We start from the raw sequence: 17,881 nt of genomic DNA on the forward strand, positions 1-17,881 counted from the left end.
AGCGCACCATGAGCAAACCCGCCCCCCATCCCCTGATTGAACCCTTCCTCGACGCCCTCTGGCTGGAGCGGGGATTGTCTGACAACACGGTCAGTTCCTATCGCAGCGATCTGGAGAAGTTCTCCATCTGGCTCGACGAGCAGGGGAGCTCGCTGCTGCTGGCGGGGATGGACGAGATCCAGCACTACCTCGCCTGGCGGGTCGATCACCAGTTTGCGGCGAGCAGCACCGCCCGCTTCCTGTCGGCCCTGCGCCGTTTTTACCAGTATCTCAACCGTGAGAAGCTGCGCATCGACGATCCGACCGTGCTGCTGGAGGGGCCCAAGCTGCCGAAAAAACTCCCCTCCGATTTAAGCGAAACGGAGGTGGAGGCACTCTTGAGTGCGCCGCTGGTGGATGACCCGCTGGAGTTGCGGGACAAGGCGATGCTGGAGCTGCTCTACGCCACCGGCTTGCGGGTTTCCGAGCTGGTGGGGCTCACCGCCGAGCATGTCAGTTTGCGTCAGGGCTTGGTGCGCGTAGTGGGCAAGGGTAACAAGGAGCGGCTGGTGCCGATGGGCGAGGAGGCGATGCACTGGCTGGAGCGTTACTACCGGGAGGCCCGCACCCTGCTGCTGGGGGGCTCCAGCTCGGATGTGGTATTTCCCTCCAAGCAGGCCCGTATGATGACCCGCCAGACCTTCTGGCATCGCATCAAGCTCTATGCCCTGCGGGCCGGGATTAACGGCGAGCTATCCCCCCATACCTTGCGCCACGCCTTCGCCACCCATCTGCTCAACCACGGCGCCGATCTGCGGGTGGTACAGATGCTGCTGGGCCATGCGGATCTCTCCACTACTCAGATCTACACCCATGTGGCCAACGAGCGACTCAAGGCGCTGCACGGGGAGCACCACCCCAGAGCTTGAGTGGCTGGCCTCCCAAAAACAAAAAACCGCCAGCAGGCGGTTTTTTTATCTCTACACGACAGGAGATGGCGCTTATTTCCCTTGCTGGGATTTCAGCAGATCACGGATCTCGGTCAGCAGCTCCTGATCCTTGGTCGGGCCTGCCGGGGCGGCGGCTTCTTCTTCCTGCTTCTTCTTCAGGGTGTTGATGGCCTTCAGTCCCATGAAGATGGCGAAGGAGATGATCAGAAAGTCGATGATGGTCTGGATGAACTTGCCATAGGCGATGACCACGGCGGGTGTTGCACCTTCTGCGGCCTTCAGGGTGACCGCCAGGTCGCTGAAGTCCACGCCGCCCAGGATCAGGCCGATGGGCGGCATGATCACGTCACCGACAAAAGAGGAGACAATTTTGCCGAAGGCGGCACCAATGATGATACCGACCGCCATATCGATGACGTTGCCGCGAGCGGCAAAGGCTTTGAACTCTTGAATCAGACTCATTATTTCCTCCGAAATTAAACAAGATAGCGCGTTGATTACCCTTGCCAAAGGGCGAACTCTTGTCAGGAAAAACAGAGGCTAAGCCGCGTTGTTCCTGTCGTCCTGACTAGCTTGCGGGCGTTATGAGTCCTTGGCAATCGGGGGGAACCATTTTTTTGGTACAAAGTGATATTAATTTTTTGGTAAGTAGCTGGTTGAATGATGAGCTGTGCTGCTGTAGTTTGCTGGGTCGATTCATTCATACCACGTGAGTAAACAAGTGAAGTATTTACTACTGGGAATGATGCTTTTGTGCACATTTGCTGCCAGAGCGGGGATGGATACCCAAGCCTTGAAACAGACCATCACAGCCCGGCTGGGGGTCCCCGTCTATTTGGTTGAACCGACCCCGATCGCGGGGTTGTATATGCTGGGCACCTCGCAGGGGGTGCTCTACAGCGATGCCAAAGGGGATTATGTGGTGCAGGGGGTCATGCTGGATATGACCCGTGACATGAAGAACCTGACCATCTCGGGTATGCGCGAGCAGCGCCGACTTGGCTTGGCACAGGTGGCCCATGCCCCCGTCGTGCTCAAGGCCCGGGATGAGCGTCACCGGGTTGCGCTGTTTCTCGGCGAGCAGGACGCAAAGCGCCGTCAGCTCTCCGGCACCTTGCAACACCTGCAGGCATCCGGGGTGAGCGTGGCACTCTATCCGGTGATTGATCACGCCGAACGGGCCGCCGACTGGTGCAGCGATCCCCTGCTGCAAAATGATCCGTTAAAAGCCTATTTGCCTCAAACGGCATGTAGTGAGACCCTTATCCAAAATATTGGCCTGAGCCAATGGTTGGGGGTCAAGGTACTGCCGGCCTGGGTCTCCTCTGACGGGGATCTGGTGCGCGGGTATCAGCCCCGAACAGCTGCTCAAGATACTGGATCATATTGATGTCCCTGCAAATCCGTCGTCGTCCGCGAGTTGATGATTCCCATCTGCCTGCCACCCTGCATCCCCTGCTTCGCCAAATCTTCGCCAGCCGTGGCGTAGAGGACCCCGCCCTGCTGGAGCGCAGCGCCAGCCAGCTGTTGCCGCCCCAGCGCCTCTATGGGATGGAGCAGGCGGTGCCGCTGCTGGCGGAGGCCCTGACTGCCCAGAAACGGATCCTTATCGTCGGCGACTTCGACTGCGATGGTGCCACCAGCTCGGCCCTGTGTGTGCTGGCCCTGCGCGCCATGGGCGGTCGCCACATCGATTTTCTGGTGCCCAACCGCTTCGAGTTTGGCTACGGCCTCACCCCCGAAATTGTCGAGCTGGCGGTGGCCCGTGGCGCCGAGTTCCTCATCACGGTGGATAACGGCATCTCCAGCATCGCTGGGGTGGCGGCAGCCAAGGCGGCCGGCATGCAGGTACTGGTTACCGATCATCATTTGCCGGGTCAGGAGCTGCCTGACGCCAATGCCATCGTCAACCCGAACCAGCGCGGTTGCGATTTCCCCTCCAAGTCGCTGGCCGGGGTTGGGGTGGCCTTCTACCTGATGGCGGCCCTCAACACCCATCTGCGTCAGCTTGGCTGGTACGAACGGCAAGGGTTGCGAGCCCCCAATGTGGCGGATTACCTCGATCTGGTGGCCCTCGGCACGGTCGCCGACGTGGTGGCGCTCGATGGCAACAACCGCATTCTGGTCCATCAGGGGTTGCAGCGGATCCGGGCCGGCCGTTGTCGCCCCGGCATTCAGGCGCTGGTGGATGTGTCGGGCCGCGATGGTCGCCGCCTCACCGCCGCCGACCTCGGTTTTGCGCTGGGGCCACGCCTCAATGCGGTAGGGCGCCTCGATGACATGTCCCTCGGGGTCGCCTGTCTGCTCTGCGATGATCTCAATCTGGCGCGCCAGCTTGCGGCCGAGATGGACAGCCTCAATCAGGAGCGCAAGGAGATCGAGCAGGGGATGCAGCAGGAGGCCCTCGCCACTCTGGAGCAGATCCGTTTTCGCGATGGCGAGGTGCCGTCGGGCATAGTGCTGCACCGCAACGAGTGGCATCAGGGGGTGGTGGGGCTGGTGGCTTCCAAGGTGAAGGAGAAGTACTACCGCCCGGTCATCGCGTTTGCCGAGAGCAGCGAGACCGAGCTCAAGGGCTCCGGCCGCTCCATCCCCGGCGTGCACCTGCGCGATGCGCTGGAACTGCTCGATACCCGCCATCCGGGCCTGATGGGCAAGTTTGGCGGCCACGCCATGGCGGCGGGGTTGACCCTGCCCAAGGCCAACATTGAGGCGTTCGGTCGGGCCTTTGAGGCGGTCATCAGTGAGCTGGTGACACCGGAGCTTTTGACCGGGGTGTTGCTCACCGATGGCGAGTTGTTGCCAGACGAGCTCAACCTCGAGCTGGCGGAGCTGATTCGCGCCTCCGGCCCCTGGGGTCAGGCCTTCCCCGAGCCACTGTTTGACGGCGAATTCGTGCTGGTGCAGCAGCGGCTGGTGGGGGAGAAGCACCTCAAGATGATGCTGACAACCGATTCCGGTCACGCGGTGGATGCCATCGCCTTTGGCGTCGATCTCAAGCGCTGGCCCGATGCCTCGGTCAAGCGGGTGCGGCTTGTCTACCGGCTTGACGTCAACGAGTGGCGCGGCAACCGCAGCGTGCAGCTGCTGGTGGAGCATCTGGAAGCGGCCGGTCTCTGAGTCAAGAGCATCGCAGCCCTATCGCTGACAACGGCCACCCTCGGGTGGCCGTTTTTGTTGGCGGATCTCTGGAAAAGGGCGTTGACCTGTCTATAGCCTCACAGTTTAAGCTCGTCTCTATCGGGTCACCTGAGGGCCCGCACCGTGAGTGATTGCCATGAAAATATCCGAACTGGCCCGCCGCTGCTGTCTCGCCCGCTCCACCCTGCTCTATTACGAGAAGCTGGGGGTGATTGCCGGTACCCGGGCCGCCAACGGCTATCGCCACTATGACGAGGGGGATCTGCAGCGACTGCAGATGGTTCAGGCCCTGCAGGCGGGTGGTCTCAGCCTCAAGCAGTGCCTCGCCTGTCTGGCTGGCGAGATAGATCAAGCGGCATTGCAGGCCCGGGTCAGGGAGCTGGATGAGGAGCTGGCGCGGATGCAGCGCGCCCGGGATCTGTTGGCGGATCTGGCAGGGCTGCGCCCGCGCTCCGGTGAGGAATTCAAGGCCTGGCAGCTGCAACTGCAGCGCGAGGCACCGGAGGCCTACTTCGCGTGGGTGATGAAACAGGGTTTTAGCGAGAAAGATCGCTACCACTTGCAATGGTTGAGCAAAGACATGAATGAACATGAGCGTTACATCAAGGACTTTATCCAGCTGCTGGATGGAATGAGTTACTGGGGGCCGGGGGATCGCGCCTTCACCCAGCAGCAGTTTGCAGCCTTGCCCATCCGGCCGCGCCGGATCCTCGACATGGGCTGCGGGCGCGGTGCCTCGACCATGGCGCTGGCTCAGGTGACCGATGCCACTATCGTAGCCATCGATCTGGAAGAGGAGGCACTGGCCGCCGTGGCGCACTCCGCCCGTGCAGCAGGCTTTGAGCATGTCTCCACCCTCTGCGCCAACATGGCGGCACTGCCGGACGATCTGGCCCCAGCCGACCTCATCTGGGCAGAGGGGAGCGCTTACGTGATGGGGGTTGCCAATGCACTGAAGGCGTGGCGCCCGCTGCTCGCGAGCCCACAGGCTTGCATCGTGCTGAGTGATGCGGTCTGGCTGACCGATAACCCGCCCGAGGAGGCATTGGCATTCTGGCAGCAGGATTATCCCGCCATGCAGACGCTGGCGGGCCTGCTTGAGACGATACAAGCGGCAGGCTACCGCTGCCTGTCACACACTCCCTTGCCGATGAGCGCCTGGAACAACTATCTGGACCCTATCGAGGTCAATCTGGTGCGCTATCGTGACGAACTGGGGGAGAGTGCCGCCTGGCAGGATTTGAGCCGGGAAGTAGCCATCCACCGCCAATATCTTGGCAGTTACGGCTATGTGATCTGCTGCCTGCAAAAAGATGCGTGATAAGTTGTCGTAAAAAAACGAGGCGCCTGTGGGCGCCTCGTTGTTTATCGGGGGTTGGGGGTGGCCATTACAGCTCGCGGGCCCAGGGGTGAGCCTTGGGACGCAGCGCCAGCGCCAGACCCAGCAGCAGCACGGTCAGGCCGTAGAGGGGCCAGCTGCCAAAGCGCATGTAGGGGGTCTCGCCGTGGGCGGGACGCACCTCGCTGCGCAGCACGCCCGCTTCAAACTGCGGGATCTGGCCGATGATGCTGCCGTCGATCTCGGTAACGATAGTGATGCCGGTGTTGGTGTCGCGCAGCAGCGGACGAGCCAGCTCCAGCGCGCGCATCCGGGCGATCTCCATATGCTGCCAGGGGCCGATGCTGGTACCGAACCAGGCATCGTTGGAGACGGTCAGCAGGAAGTCGGTATCGGCATTGACGTTGCGGCGCACCTCCTCCGGGAAGATGATCTCGTAGCAGATGGCGGCGGCAAACTTGAGCCCTTTGGCGATCAGGTTGGGCTGCACTTCGTCACCCCGGCTGAAGGAGGACATCGGCAGGTTGAAGAAGGGGGCGATGGGGCGCAGCAGATCTTCAAACGGCACGAACTCGCCGATGGGCAGCAGGTGGTATTTGTTGTAGCGGTTGGAGTGGTTGTAGAAGTAGGACTCCTTTCCATCCGCATCCTGCACCCCCATGCCGAGCACGGTATTGTAGAAGCGCTGTTGCTGCTCGTCGTAGTGAATGATCCCCGCCAGCAGGCCGGTATCGTTCACCTTCATCGCCTTGTCCAGATTCTCCAGATAGGGACCCATCGCCTTCTCGATGGCCGGGATCGCCGATTCTGGCCAGATGATGATGTCGGCATCCTGATTCTCGCGGCTCAAGTCCTGATAGGTGCGCACCGTGGGGGCCAGCGCCTCTGGATCCCACTTGAGGGACTGGGCGATATTGCCCTGCACCAGTGCCACCTTGACCGGCTCGCCACGGGTCACCCAGTTGAGCTGCATCAGACCGTGAGCACCTGCCACCAGCAGGGCAGGCACCGCCAGCCAGAGCGGGGAGCGGGATTTCCACACCAGCCAGATAGCGGAGGTGGACAGCAACAGGGCGAGGGTGATGCCCTGCACCCCGAGAATGGGGGCAAAGCCCTTGAGGGGGCCGTCGATCTGGCTGTAACCAAACCAGAGCCAGGGAAAGCCAGTCATCACCCAGCCACGTAGCCAGTCAGCCACCAACCACAGGGCCGGGAAGGCGAGCAGCCAGCGGCTCCAGTGACGGCCGCCAAAGAAGCGGGCAAAGACCCAGCAGGCGAGCGTCGGGTAGAGGGCCAGATAGGCGGAGAGCCCGGCCAGCAGCACGAAGGCGACCGGCAGCGGGATACCGCCAAACTCGGTCATGCTGACGTGGATCCACCACAGCCCCGGCAAAAAGAGTCCCATGGCGTAGCCAAAACCGCGCCAGGCGGCCTGTTTCGGCGTGGCTTTGTCCAGCAGGGCGTAGAGGCCGAGCAGGGAAGGGATCACCAGCGGCCAGTAGCCGAAGGGGGAGAAGGCCAGCACGGCGATGGCACCAGAGGCCAATGCACTGAGGCTTAACAGAATTTTGGAAGTAACAGGGGATAATCTCACGGGCGATGGTGCTCGTCTTGGTGTGAAACTGGGGTCGAATGGCCGGTATCTTAACCTGTAAGCGGGGCAACGGCGAGCCTCGATGCCGGTGGCAGAGAGCACAACGCCCCGAGGTCGGGGCGTTGTTTCACACATCGAGCGGATCTGCCTATTGCGGCTCGGATTGCGCCGCCGCGTGGTGCTCGGGGATCTTCACCTGCAGCTGCTGCAGACGGCGCCGGTCGGCATGCATCACCTTGAACAGGTAGCCATCCAGCTCGATCTCCTCGCCCTTCTTGGGCAGGTGGCTGAAGGCGTGCATCACCAGACCGCCTACCGTATCCACCTCTTCATCGCTGAATTTGGTGCCGAAGAAGTCGTTGAAATCCTCGATCTCGGTCAGGGCACTGATGGAGAAGACCCGCTTGCTGAGGCGGCGGATTTCGTCCGGCTCATCCTCGATGTCGTCAAACTCGTCGTCGATCTCGCCAACGATCAGTTCCAGTATGTCTTCGATGGTCACCAGACCGGAGACGCCACCAAATTCGTCGACCACGATGGCCATGTGGTAGCGCTCTTCACGGAACTCCTTGAGCAGACGGTCAACCCGTTTGCTTTCCGGCACGATCACCGTGGGGCGCAAGATTTTCTCGAGCTGCAGCGGCTCGCTGGCGTGATGGCCGCCAAACCCGAAGGGGAGCAGATCCTTGGCGAGCAGAATGCCCTCCACATGATCCTTGTCCTCGTTGATCACCGGGAAGCGGGAGTGGCCGGACTCGATGATCACCGGCAGTATTGCATCCACCGGCTGGGACTTCTCGATGGTCACCATCTGGGAGCGGGGGATCATGATATCGCGCACGCGAAGATCGGCGATCTCCAGCACCCCCTCGATCATGTCCTTGGTGTCCTGATCGATGAGGTCGCGCTCTTCGGCATCGGCTATCACGTCTACCAAATCATTGCGGTCTTTTGGCTCGCCCTGGAAGAGTTGGCTGAGTTTGTCGAGCCAGGTTTTCTTCGGCGAGCCGGTACTAGGGTGATCGTCGGTCATTTTCTCTCTTGGTTACTCGTATGAACACACTTGAAATAGTTCGGGTTATATAAGGATGGTCATCTGCTGTTTCAAGACGATGACCGTCCGGCCTTTTACTCTTCGTCGTTCAGATAAGGATCGGCAAAACCGAGCTCCTGCATGATGTCGCGCTCAAGCGCTTCCATCTCTTCGGCTTCCTCATCCTCGATATGGTCATAACCTAGCAGATGCAGACTGCCGTGCACAACCATGTGGGCCCAGTGGGCCATCAAGGGCTTGCCCTGCTCCTCGGCCTCGCGCTCTACCACCTGACGGCAGATCACCAGATCGCCGAGCAGCGGCAGCTCCAGACCGGGTGGCGCCTCGAACGGGAAGGAGAGCACGTTGGTGGGCTTGTCCTTGCCGCGATAGGTGAGATTGAGCTCGTTGCTCTCCGCCTCGTCGACGATACGCACCGTCACTTCTGCCTCCTGTTGGAAGCCGAGAATGGTGCCGTCGAGCCAGCCTTGCAACTGGGCTTCGGTGGGCAGGCCGTCGGTGCTGGCACTGGCCAGTTGCAGATCCAGGGTTACGCTCATTGCTCGCTCTCTTTGCTGGTGTTTGCTTGGCCGGCCACCTTCTCGGCTGCCTGCTTGGCGTCGAATGCCTCATAGGCCTGCACGATGCGGGCCACCACCGGGTGGCGCACCACGTCTTTGGACTCGAAGAAGTTGAACGACAGACCATCGACCCCTGGCAGCACTTCCAGCGCGTGGCGCAGGCCGGATTTGGCGTTGCGCGGCAGGTCTACCTGGGTGATGTCACCGGTGACCACTGCCTTGGAGTTGAAGCCGATCCGGGTGAGGAACATCTTCATCTGCTCGGTGGTGGTGTTCTGGGCCTCATCGAGAATGATAAAGGCGTCATTGAGGGTTCTTCCGCGCATATAGGCGAGCGGCGCCACCTCGATGATGTTGCGCTCCATCAGCTTCTCGACCCGCTCAAAGCCCAGCATCTCGAACAGGGCGTCGTAGAGGGGGCGCAGGTAAGGATCCACCTTCTGGGAGAGATCGCCGGGCAGGAAGCCCAGCTTCTCCCCCGCTTCCACCGCCGGACGGGTCAGCAAAATGCGGCGAATTTCCTGACGCTCCAGGGCATCCACGGCTGCCGCGACCGCCAGATAGGTCTTGCCGGTACCGGCCGGGCCGATGCCGAAGCAGATGTCGTGGCGCACGATATTGGCGATGTATTGGGCCTGATTGGGGCTGCGTGGTTTGATGAGACCGCGCTTGGTCTTGACCGTCACCTCCTTGCCATAGGGGATGCTCGGCGCCGGTTCGTCATCCTGCTCCAGCACCCGCGACTCCTGAATGGCCAGATGGACCATGTCGGGGGTGATGTCGGTCACCTTGCCACCCTTGAGGGGCTGGGTTTCCACATAGAGGTGCTTGAGGATGACGGCGGTGGCATCCAGCTGGGCCGGTTTGCCCACCAACTGGAAGTGGCTGTCACGGTAGCTGATCTCGACGCCGAGGCGGCGCTCCAGCTGCTTGATGTTGTCATCGAAGGGGCCGCACAGGCTGGCAAGGCGCTGGTTGTCGGCGGGCTCCAGATGCAGATTCAGGGTCGAGATGTGTCGGCTCAAAATATCCTCGTCTCAAGGCGCTCCCCATCCGCCGGGCGAATGGGGAGGAGGGGATTAATGGGGAGTGAAGGCGGCAACGCCCAGCTCGTCCGGTACGTTATCCGGGCGACGGGCCAGGATTTCGCTCGGTGCGGTGGCGATCCGCAGGTTCATCTCGCTCTCGCCGCGGATGAACTTGCCGCGCAGGGAGTTGGGACGCACCTCGGTGATCTCCACGTCGGCAAAGCCGCCGATCAGGGTGTGCTGGCCTTCGAAGTTGACCACTCGGTTGTTCTCGGTGCGACCACACAGCTGCATCGGGTCGAGCTTGGAGGGCCCTTCCACCAGGATGCGCTGGGTGGTGCCCAGCATGGCACGGCCAATCTGCATCGCCTGGTTGTTGATGACGTGCTGCAGGCGGGCCAGACGGGCTTTCTTCACTTCCATGTCGACATCGTCGGGCATGTCGGCGGCCGGGGTGCCCGGGCGCGGGCTGAAGATGAAGCTGAAGCTCATGTCGAAACCCACATCCTCGATCAGCTTCATGGTCGCTTCAAAGTCTTCGTCCGTCTCATTCGGGAAGCCAACGATGAAGTCGGAGCTGATGGTGATGTCGGGACGGGCGGCACGCAGGCGACGGATCTTGGATTTGTACTCCAGGATGGTGTGCGGGCGCTTCATCATGGTCAGAATACGGTCGGAGCCGCTCTGCACCGGCAGGTGCAGGAAGCTGACCACTTCAGGGGTGTCTTTGTAGACTTCGATGATGTCGTCGGTGAACTCGATCGGGTGGCTGGTGGTGTAGCGAATGCGATCGATACCGTCGATGGCGGCCACCAGACGCAGCAACTCGGCGAAGGTGCAGATGCCGCCATCAAAGGTCGGGCCGCGGTAGGCGTTGACGTTCTGGCCGAGCAGGTTCACTTCGCGCACGCCCTGCTGGGCGAGCTGGGCGATTTCGTAGAGCACGTCGTCCAGCGGACGGCTCACCTCTTCACCGCGGGTGTAGGGCACCACGCAGTAAGTACAGTATTTGGAGCAGCCTTCCATGATGGAGACGAACGCGGTGGCCCCTTCGGCGCGCGGTTCGGGCAGGCTGTCGAATTTTTCGATCTCGGGGAAGGCGATATCAACCTGGGCACCATGGCCCTCTTGCACTTCCTTGATCATGGCGGGCAGGCGATGCAGGGTCTGCGGGCCGAACACGATATCCACATAGGGAGCGCGTTGGCGAATCGCATCGCCCTCCTGAGAGGCAACGCAGCCACCCACGCCGATCACCAGACCGGGCTTTTTGGCCTTGAGCTTTTTCCAGCGTCCCAGCTGGTGGAACACCTTCTCCTGCGCCTTTTCGCGGATGGAGCAGGTATTGAGCAGCAAGACATCTGCCTCTTCGGGCTCTTCGGTAAGGGTGTAGCCATTGCTGGCATCCAACAGGTCGGCCATTTTGGACGAGTCATACTCGTTCATCTGGCAACCCCAGGTTTTAATGTGAAGTTTCTTGCTCATTGCTTCTCTTGACTTGTTTTGAAATCGGCATGGTCAAAGGACCGCGCATTTTACTCCGCAATCTGGATACTGCCTAGCTAATATCCAGCTGGCAATGGTGCTCACCCGATACCTGTTGCCAGCAAGCTCAATAAGCTTTCTCCTTGATTTGACGCAGCAATTCCCCGTTTGTCTCACTGTTTATCAGCCGCCCTTGCGCTATCATGCAGCCATCCGGTTCACGTCCGGGCGTTGTCGCCGGACGCACCCTTTCAGGAATAAATGTATGGAACAGTGTGATATCGCCATCGTCGGCGCCGGCATGGTGGGCGCCGCCACCGCCTGTCTGCTGGCGGCTCAGGGCCTCTCGGTGCGGGTCATCGAGACCCAACTGCCGGAGCATTACGCGCCGGAGCAGCCGCTGGATCTGCGGGTCTCCGCCATCAGTCAGGCCTCGGTGGCGCTGCTGGAGCAGGCCGGTGCCTGGCACCATCTGCAACAGATGCGGCTCTGCCCCTACCGCCGGCTGGAGACCTGGGAGCTGGACGGATTTGCCACCCGCTTCAATGCCGCCGATCTCGGTCTGCCCCAGCTCGGCTACATCATCGAAAACCGGTTGGTGCAGCTCGCCCTGCTCAAACGGATGGAGGATTTTCCCACCATCCAGACCCACACCCCGGCGGCGGTGACCAGCCTGCGCCAGAGTGCGGATGAAGCTGTGCTGACTCTGGACGACAGCACCGAGCTGGCCGCACGTTGGGTGCTGGCTTGCGACGGTGCCGAATCCCACACCCGCAAGCTGGCTGGTATCGGCGTATCGCGCTTCGAGTACCGCCAGCACTGCATGCTGATCAATATCGACACCGACTTTGCGCAGGAAGATATCACCTGGCAGCAGTTCACCCCGAGCGGCCCGCGCGCCTTCCTGCCACTACCAGGCCAGCACGGCTCTCTGGTGTGGTATGACAGCCCGGCCCGTATCCGCGCGCTGGCGGCCATGAGCAACGAAGGGCTTGCAGCCGAAGTGCGCCGCCACTTCCCAAGCCGGCTCGGCGGATTTACCGTCAGCGGCAAGGGGAGCTTCCCGCTGGTGCGCCGCCACGCCAACGACTATCACGCCGGTCGGGTGGTGTTGCTTGGCGATGCTGCCCACACCATCAACCCGCTGGCGGGGCAGGGGGTCAACCTTGGCTTCAAGGATGTGGCCTGCTGGACTGATCTGCTGCAAGGAGCTGGCGCCGACTGGCATCAACTGGCGTTGGCCGAGCGTTACGAGCAGCGGCGCCGTCCCGACAACCTGCTGATGCAGTCGGGGATGGATCTCTTCTACGGGGTGTTCAGCAACGAGATTGGCCCCCTCAAGCTGGCCCGCAATCTGGCACTCAATCTGGCGGATAAAGCTGGCCCCTTAAAGGAGATGGCGCTGCGCTATGCACTGGGGCTGGTTTGACAGGTAGAAACCAGATAGCACGGGCTGAATGCGCGAAGGAGCAAAGGTGATGAACAAGGCACTGCTGGTGATCGATTTTATCAACGATATTGCCCACCCCGACGGGCGCATTGCCGCCTCCGCAGCCCATGTGCTGGAGCAGAATGCCATTGCGCATGCCAATCAGGCGCTGGCCCATGCCCGCGCCAACGGCTGGCTGGTAGTGCTGATCAAGGTGGGCTTTGACGGCGGCTATCAGCTGCAACCCAAGGGGTCTCCCATGTTTGGTCGCGCTCACCAGTTGGGGGCGCTCTCTTTGGCTGACAGCGGCACCGACTTTCATCCTGATCTGGATGTGCAGCCCGGCGATCTGGTGCTGACCAAGCCGAGGGTCAGTCCCTTCTATGGCACGGCGCTGGAGCCTGCGCTGCGGGCCAATCACATCGACCACCTCTATCTGTGCGGGGTGAGCACCAGCTGGGCCATTCAGGCGGCAGCGCGGGATGGTCACGATCGCGACTACGCCATCACCATTCTGGAGGATGCCTGCGCCGCCGCAGATGCCACCGAGCATCACACCTCGCTGCGGATGCTGGGTCGCATCGCCGAGATCATCAAGGTGTCCCAGCTGGCTTGATCCTTAACGCAGGCTGCGCCCGATCACCGTGTTGAGATTGACTCTGCGGCCCCCTGTCGGGCCGCAGCGCTTTTGGGCAACATGATTGTCGGGCAATATAGTGCTACATGGATAACAACAAGGATGGACAGATGCGTTATCAGGGACGGATCGCGAGCTGGAACGAGGCGCGCGGCTTTGGATTTATTACGCCGGAGCAAAATGGCGCCGAGCAGACAATCAATGGATCACGCGGTGCAGGGCTGTTTGTGCATGTTACGGCGCTGCAATCAGATGGCCGCGTGCCAGAGCCGGGGGAGCGTGTCACCTATCTGATCGGCAGTGGCCAGGATGGCAAACCGAGGGCGTTACAGGTCTTTTTCCCCGATCGCCCGCTCACGTTGGCGGATGCCGTGCCGTCGGCCGCATCATCGGCGGCGCCATCGTTTCGGGCGGCAAGTCAGCCGCCACGACCCACTTCTACCAGAGAGCGGAGTAACCCCTATCGACGTCGCAAGAGCAGCTGGAGTGGCAAATTGATCCCTCTGCTGGTGCTCGTCGGCCTCTTTTCCATCTATTCCCGTTTCTCGGCCGAGTCGATGGCGCCATTGCCGGTCTCCTCTTTCAATCAGGAGGAGGTCAGCACGCCACAGGCAACGACCTTTATTCGCCAGTGTGATGGTCGGCAACATTGCTCCCAGATGACCTCCTGCGAGGAGGCAACCTGGTTTTTACAAAACTGCCCTGGTACCAAGATGGATGGGGAAGGAGATGGCATCCCCTGTGAAAATCAGTGGTGTGGTCATTAAATGTGACTTATCAGATACATATGATCATGATGTGCTCTTGTTATCCGGAACAGGGAAACTGGCCTGAAACCTTGCCGGATGATGTTCGATGGTGAAATTTGGTCTCAGTTGGCTAAGTGGGAACGGGGTGCTTTACTCTATCTGCTAACTTAATTGTTAATAGATGGCGGTATGCCACTTTTGCCACAGGATGGCCATCATGGTGGATGATATACAGAGGCCGCGAAGTCACTTCTCCGAGCGGGCTCATTATCTGGCTGCGCTGCTGGATTCGCTGGAAGACCAGATATCGGTGATAGATCGGGATGGCGTGATCCATTACACCAATCTCGCCTGGGATCTGTTTGCCGAGCAAAACGGCATGCCCAAGGGATATAACTGGATTGGGGTCAATTACATGGGGGCTTGTGACGCTGAATCCGAGCCCTCGGGATTGGCTGCCGTGGAGGGGATCCTCCGGGTTATCCGTCATCAGCAGGAGAAGTTCTATCTGGAATACCCCTGCCACAGCCCCGACACCCATCGCTGGTTTATGATGCGAGTCGCGCCGGTACCCGGACTTGACGCCGAGTATTTTTCCATCGCCCATATCAATATCACCGAGCGCAAGCTGCTGGAGCTGGAAGTTGCCAGCCTCTCCCAACATGATCCCTTGACCGGACTGGCCAATCGGCGGCTGTTCAACAGCTTTTTGCATAACGAGTGGCGGCGCAGCATGCGTGAACATACCCCGCTCTCCCTCATCATGCTGGATCTGGATAACTTCAAGGCGTGCAATGACCATCTTGGTCATCAGATGGGGGATGGATCCCTCCAGCTGGTGGGCCATCTTCTGCAATCCTTCTGCCAGCGTCCGGCGGATCTGCCCTGCCGTTTTGGTGGTGACGAGTTTGCCCTGATCCTCGGCAATACTGATAGAGATGCGGCCCAGCGGATTGGAGAGGAGATCCGCCAGGCCATCAACGATCTCGACATCGTGGTGGCAAATAATATTCAGCTTAGCGCCAGCATTGGCATTGCCACCTACACGGCTGAGCAACTGCTGGAGGGAGAAGGGGCGTTGCTGGCCGCGGCCGATGCGGCGCTTTATTGCGCCAAGGGGGCGGGTAAAAACCGTAGCCACTGCGCCAGCTGTTGAGCCGCATTGCCGCTTTTGTCCTGCATGCGCCCCCTTGATGGGGGAGCACTGTTTTGACGTGGCACGATGTTAGCTACCAGCGAGCGTTGGTTTCAGCGCTCGGGCGTGGCCGACATCGGCAGGGGATGGCTGGCGATCACCTGCCTGACGAAGTGATCCCGGATGGGGTCGGCAAAGTCCGGATTCCATACCATGCTGACCTCCCACTCGGAGCTGGGACCAGAGAGAGGATAGAGGGTGACATCGGGCCCTGCGATAAAGCTGACGCTGCGTGGCAGGATGGCGTTGCCGATGCCCGCCGCAACCAACGCCACCAGCGTCTGGATATCTTCGGCCTCTTGGACCATGCCGGTCAGCCGATTGGCGCCGAGAAAACCGGCGATCTGCTGGCTGAGCCCGGGGCAGCGGTGGCCCACCATCTGCAACAGGGGTTGACTGGTCAGTGCCTGCTGGACGTCGAATGCGGCCGGGTCTGGTTCGGTCATTCGTGTCGGCACCGCCAGCACCAGCCGGTCGATCAGCAACCTGTGCTCGCGCAACTGCGGCAGCTCGGGACGGCGCATAAAGCCAAGCTGGAGCTGGCCGGAGAGCAGCTGCTCCTGCTGGATCGCGGAGGGCATATCCTGCAGATGGACCATCACGTCCGGGACCTGCTGCTTGAAGCGGGCGACCAGCGAGGGTGCAAGCGCAAAGCTCGACAGGCCAAACCCAATCTTGAGCCGACCGGCCACGCCACTCGCCACCGCCAGCGCGTGACGTTCAAACTCCCTGCCGTGTTTGACCAGTGCGCTTGCCTGAGTGAGCAGCTGGGCGCCGAGCGCCGTCAGCTCGGCGCCGTGGCGGCCCCGTTTGAACAGGGTGCAGCCCAGCGTCTGCTCCAGCCCCTGGATCTGCTTGGTGAGGGCCGGCTGGGTGATAAAGAGGCGGCTGGCCGCTTCCCGGTAGTTGGCGGTGTCGGCCAGCGTCACAAACGCCTGCAGTTGCCTCAAGTCGAATTTCATTCCAATTTGTTATCCAAAGTGGCGATTTATTGATTATAAATTATCTAATCGCCTTGTTCTAATGGCTCGGCAAGGGGGGAATCGTCCTCCTCTGAACCGGAACAAGGAGCCATATCATGTCCACTCAACGTTATCTTTTTTTGATCAAGGGCAAGCTGGTGCTGGCTCAGCCGTTGGCGGCCCCGGAGACGGGGGAGCTGCTCGCCAGCCTGTTGCAACAGGGGTTTGTGGTCGGCCCGCTGCAGGTGTGGGCAGGCAGCGCCGAACAGGCGCTCGCCTGTTATGAACGTGCCGCCCAGCAGCAGGCTTTTGCCGATGCGCAGCAGGGGGCTGAGCCTGAGCTGGCGGGAGTATCGGCATGATTACCGACATGAACACGATCACCCTGTCGGTATCCGCCCTGCTGCTCGATATGGATGGCACCCTGGTCTGCTCGATAGGCGATGTGGAGAAGGTGTGGCGGCTCTGGTGTCAGCATCATCAGCTTGCCCCCGAGCCGGTACTGGCGATGTGCCACGGTATGCGCTCACGTGAGGTGATCCGGGCGTTGGCCCCGCAGCTGGATGTGGAGCTGGAAGCGGCGCGGCTCGACGAGCTGGAGATGCTGCATACCGGCGGAGACGCCATCGCTGGGGCTGGCGAGTTGCTGCACTGTTTGCCGCCAGAGCTTTGGGCCATCGTGACCTCCGCCAGTGAGCGGGTTGCCCGCCATCGCCTGAGTTGTGCCGGTTTGCCGCTGCCCCACGTACTGGTGGGGGCCGAAGAGGTGGTCAATGGCAAACCCGATCCCGAGCCCTATCTGCTGGGGGCTGAACGGCTTGGCGTCTCGCCCGCTCGTTGCTTGGTGTTCGAGGATGCCCCGGCCGGTATCGAGAGTGCCCTGCGTGCAGGTTGCACCGTGGTGCAGGTAGGGGGCGATGCGCCGCTCAATCCGGCGGTGGTGGCGGTGATCTGCGACTGGTGCGAGGTGAAGGTGGAGTCGGGGGAGGCGTCCCTGCTGGTGACGCTGCCCACCTGAGCGGTGGATAGAGCGCGTTATGACCGCAGATTGCGGTATGAACCATCGCCATCAACACTGTATGCCGCAATAAAAACGCCCCCGAGATGCGGGGGCGTTTTGCTTTCTCAACGGTTATTTGAAAACACGGAAACGGGTAGCGTCGTCGATAAAGGTCTTGTCGCCGGCCGGTTGCTTGATGCTGCCAAAGGGCATCTGGGCACGCAGCAGCCAGCTGGCGGGCAGGTTCCACTCCTTGCGTACCGCCTCGTCGATCAGCGGGTTGTAGTGCTGCAGGGAGGCACCGACTTTCTCCTGCGCCAGCGTTGTCCAGACCGCAAACTGGGCGATGCCGGTGGCATGTTCCGACCAGATGGGGAAGTTGTCTGCGTAGAGGGCGAATTTTTGCTGCAGATCCTTGATGACGTCGGTGTCTTCGAAGAACAGCACGGTACCAAAGCCTGCGCGAAAGCTGCCATCTACCTTGGCCTCACTCTGGGCGTAGGCTTCCGGCGGCACAATCTTTTTCAGCTCGGCTTTGACGATATCCCACAGCTTGTGATGCTGGGCGCCAAACAGGATGACGGCACGGGAGCTCTGGGAGTTGAAGGAGGAGGGGCTGTGCCTGATGGCATCCTGGATCAGGGCCGTCAGCTGCTCCGGTGTATGGGACACCTGGTCGCCCAGGGCATAGATGGTACGACGTGCTTTGATCTGTTCGATAAACGGACTGCTCATAACATCTCCTTGTTCTGCTTGGCGTTGCAGCCGGTGATGGACGG

Annotated in this window: 17 protein-coding genes and 1 pseudogene; 10 read left to right on the forward strand and 8 right to left on the reverse strand. The window is 60.9% G+C overall.

Going from position 1 to position 17,881, the window contains the following annotated elements; genetic code table 11:
- Nucleotides 1–8: 8 nt before the first annotated feature.
- Nucleotides 9–908: a site-specific tyrosine recombinase XerD gene (xerD, locus tag ACTG2U_RS17870; RefSeq protein WP_167565030.1), complete on the forward strand. Its 900-nt coding sequence runs from the start codon at nt 9–11 to the stop codon at nt 906–908.
- 72 nt (nt 909–980) lie between these two features.
- On the opposite strand, the gene mscL is transcribed toward xerD, so the two are convergent.
- The gene (gene mscL, locus ACTG2U_RS17875) at nt 981–1,391 is read right to left on the reverse strand and encodes a large-conductance mechanosensitive channel protein MscL (protein WP_047438040.1); all 411 of its coding nucleotides are present in this window, start codon (nt 1,389–1,391) and stop codon (nt 981–983) included.
- Nucleotides 1,392–1,707: 316 nt separating this feature from the next.
- Between mscL and ACTG2U_RS17880 the strand changes: the two are divergent.
- From ACTG2U_RS17880 to ACTG2U_RS17890, 3 genes and pseudogenes are all read left to right on the forward strand, one after another.
- A pseudogene (locus ACTG2U_RS17880) lies at nt 1,708–2,353 on the forward strand (disulfide isomerase DsbC N-terminal domain-containing protein).
- Entirely contained in the window at nt 2,319–4,049 is a 1,731-nt protein-coding gene (recJ, locus tag ACTG2U_RS17885; RefSeq protein ID WP_227095140.1) for a single-stranded-DNA-specific exonuclease RecJ, read from the forward strand. Before ACTG2U_RS17880 ends, recJ begins: the two are co-directional and overlap by 35 nt.
- Before the next feature lie 157 nt (nt 4,050–4,206).
- A complete protein-coding gene (locus ACTG2U_RS17890; RefSeq protein ID WP_439974874.1) occupies nt 4,207–5,391 on the forward strand; it encodes a MerR family transcriptional regulator in 1,185 nt (394 codons plus the stop codon).
- A 67-nt stretch (nt 5,392–5,458) separates the two neighbouring features.
- On the opposite strand, the gene lnt is transcribed toward ACTG2U_RS17890, so the two are convergent.
- The 5 genes from lnt to miaB form a co-directional block, all read right to left on the reverse strand.
- Nucleotides 5,459–7,003, reverse strand: coding sequence for an apolipoprotein N-acyltransferase (gene lnt / locus ACTG2U_RS17895; RefSeq protein ID WP_236316855.1), 1,545 nt, complete (start codon nt 7,001–7,003; stop codon nt 5,459–5,461).
- A gap of 148 nt (nt 7,004–7,151) precedes the next feature.
- Nucleotides 7,152–8,036 carry a CNNM family magnesium/cobalt transport protein CorC gene (gene corC / locus ACTG2U_RS17900; RefSeq protein ID WP_005354092.1) on the reverse strand — a complete coding sequence of 295 codons (885 nt, stop codon included), beginning with the start codon at nt 8,034–8,036 and terminating at the stop codon, nt 7,152–7,154.
- 95 nt (nt 8,037–8,131) lie between these two features.
- A complete protein-coding gene (ybeY, locus tag ACTG2U_RS17905; RefSeq protein ID WP_005354089.1) occupies nt 8,132–8,596 on the reverse strand; it encodes an rRNA maturation RNase YbeY in 465 nt (154 codons plus the stop codon).
- Nucleotides 8,593–9,642: a PhoH family protein gene (locus ACTG2U_RS17910; protein WP_429013222.1), complete on the reverse strand. Its 1,050-nt coding sequence runs from the start codon at nt 9,640–9,642 to the stop codon at nt 8,593–8,595. The genes ybeY and ACTG2U_RS17910 overlap by 4 nt, the downstream gene beginning before the upstream one ends.
- Nucleotides 9,643–9,696: 54 nt before the next feature.
- Nucleotides 9,697–11,130: a tRNA (N6-isopentenyl adenosine(37)-C2)-methylthiotransferase MiaB gene (miaB, locus tag ACTG2U_RS17915; protein WP_108614268.1), complete on the reverse strand. Its 1,434-nt coding sequence runs from the start codon at nt 11,128–11,130 to the stop codon at nt 9,697–9,699.
- A gap of 265 nt (nt 11,131–11,395) precedes the next feature.
- Here miaB and ACTG2U_RS17920 point away from each other — a divergent pair, with 265 nt between their 5' ends.
- From ACTG2U_RS17920 to ACTG2U_RS17935, 4 genes are all read left to right on the forward strand, one after another.
- Nucleotides 11,396–12,559, forward strand: coding sequence for an FAD-dependent oxidoreductase (locus tag ACTG2U_RS17920; protein WP_429013220.1), 1,164 nt, complete (start codon nt 11,396–11,398; stop codon nt 12,557–12,559).
- Nucleotides 12,560–12,608: 49 nt separating this feature from the next.
- Nucleotides 12,609–13,175, forward strand: a complete 567-nt coding sequence (locus tag ACTG2U_RS17925) for a cysteine hydrolase family protein (protein ID WP_429013217.1) — start codon at nt 12,609–12,611, stop codon at nt 13,173–13,175.
- 131 nt (nt 13,176–13,306) lie between these two features.
- Entirely contained in the window at nt 13,307–13,963 is a 657-nt protein-coding gene (locus tag ACTG2U_RS17930; protein ID WP_429013235.1) for an excalibur calcium-binding domain-containing protein, read from the forward strand.
- Between the two features lie 199 nt (nt 13,964–14,162).
- Complete coding sequence (locus ACTG2U_RS17935) at nt 14,163–15,101, forward strand: diguanylate cyclase (RefSeq protein WP_439974875.1); 939 nt, start codon at nt 14,163–14,165, stop codon at nt 15,099–15,101.
- Between the two features lie 92 nt (nt 15,102–15,193).
- Here ACTG2U_RS17935 and ACTG2U_RS17940 read toward each other — a convergent pair whose 3' ends face one another.
- The gene (locus tag ACTG2U_RS17940) at nt 15,194–16,102 is read right to left on the reverse strand and encodes a LysR family transcriptional regulator (RefSeq protein ID WP_257687034.1); all 909 of its coding nucleotides are present in this window, start codon (nt 16,100–16,102) and stop codon (nt 15,194–15,196) included.
- Between the two features lie 116 nt (nt 16,103–16,218).
- On the opposite strand from ACTG2U_RS17940, the gene ACTG2U_RS17945 reads away from it, so the two are divergent.
- Both ACTG2U_RS17945 and ACTG2U_RS17950 read left to right on the forward strand, forming a co-directional pair.
- Nucleotides 16,219–16,464: a hypothetical protein gene (locus ACTG2U_RS17945; protein ID WP_257687033.1), complete on the forward strand. Its 246-nt coding sequence runs from the start codon at nt 16,219–16,221 to the stop codon at nt 16,462–16,464.
- 8 nt (nt 16,465–16,472) lie between these two features.
- Nucleotides 16,473–17,120, forward strand: a complete 648-nt coding sequence (locus ACTG2U_RS17950; protein ID WP_257687032.1) for an HAD-IA family hydrolase — start codon at nt 16,473–16,475, stop codon at nt 17,118–17,120.
- Between the two features lie 114 nt (nt 17,121–17,234).
- Here the strand turns inward: ACTG2U_RS17950 and ACTG2U_RS17955 are convergent, their stop codons facing one another.
- On the reverse strand, nt 17,235–17,837 hold the full coding sequence (locus ACTG2U_RS17955; protein WP_005348028.1) for a nitroreductase family protein: 603 nt from the start codon (nt 17,835–17,837) through the stop codon (nt 17,235–17,237).
- Nucleotides 17,838–17,881: the final 44 nt, after the last annotated feature.

This window comes from Aeromonas sp. 95A, from assembly GCF_051919235.1.
Taxonomy (GTDB): domain Bacteria; phylum Pseudomonadota; class Gammaproteobacteria; order Enterobacterales; family Aeromonadaceae; genus Aeromonas; species Aeromonas veronii.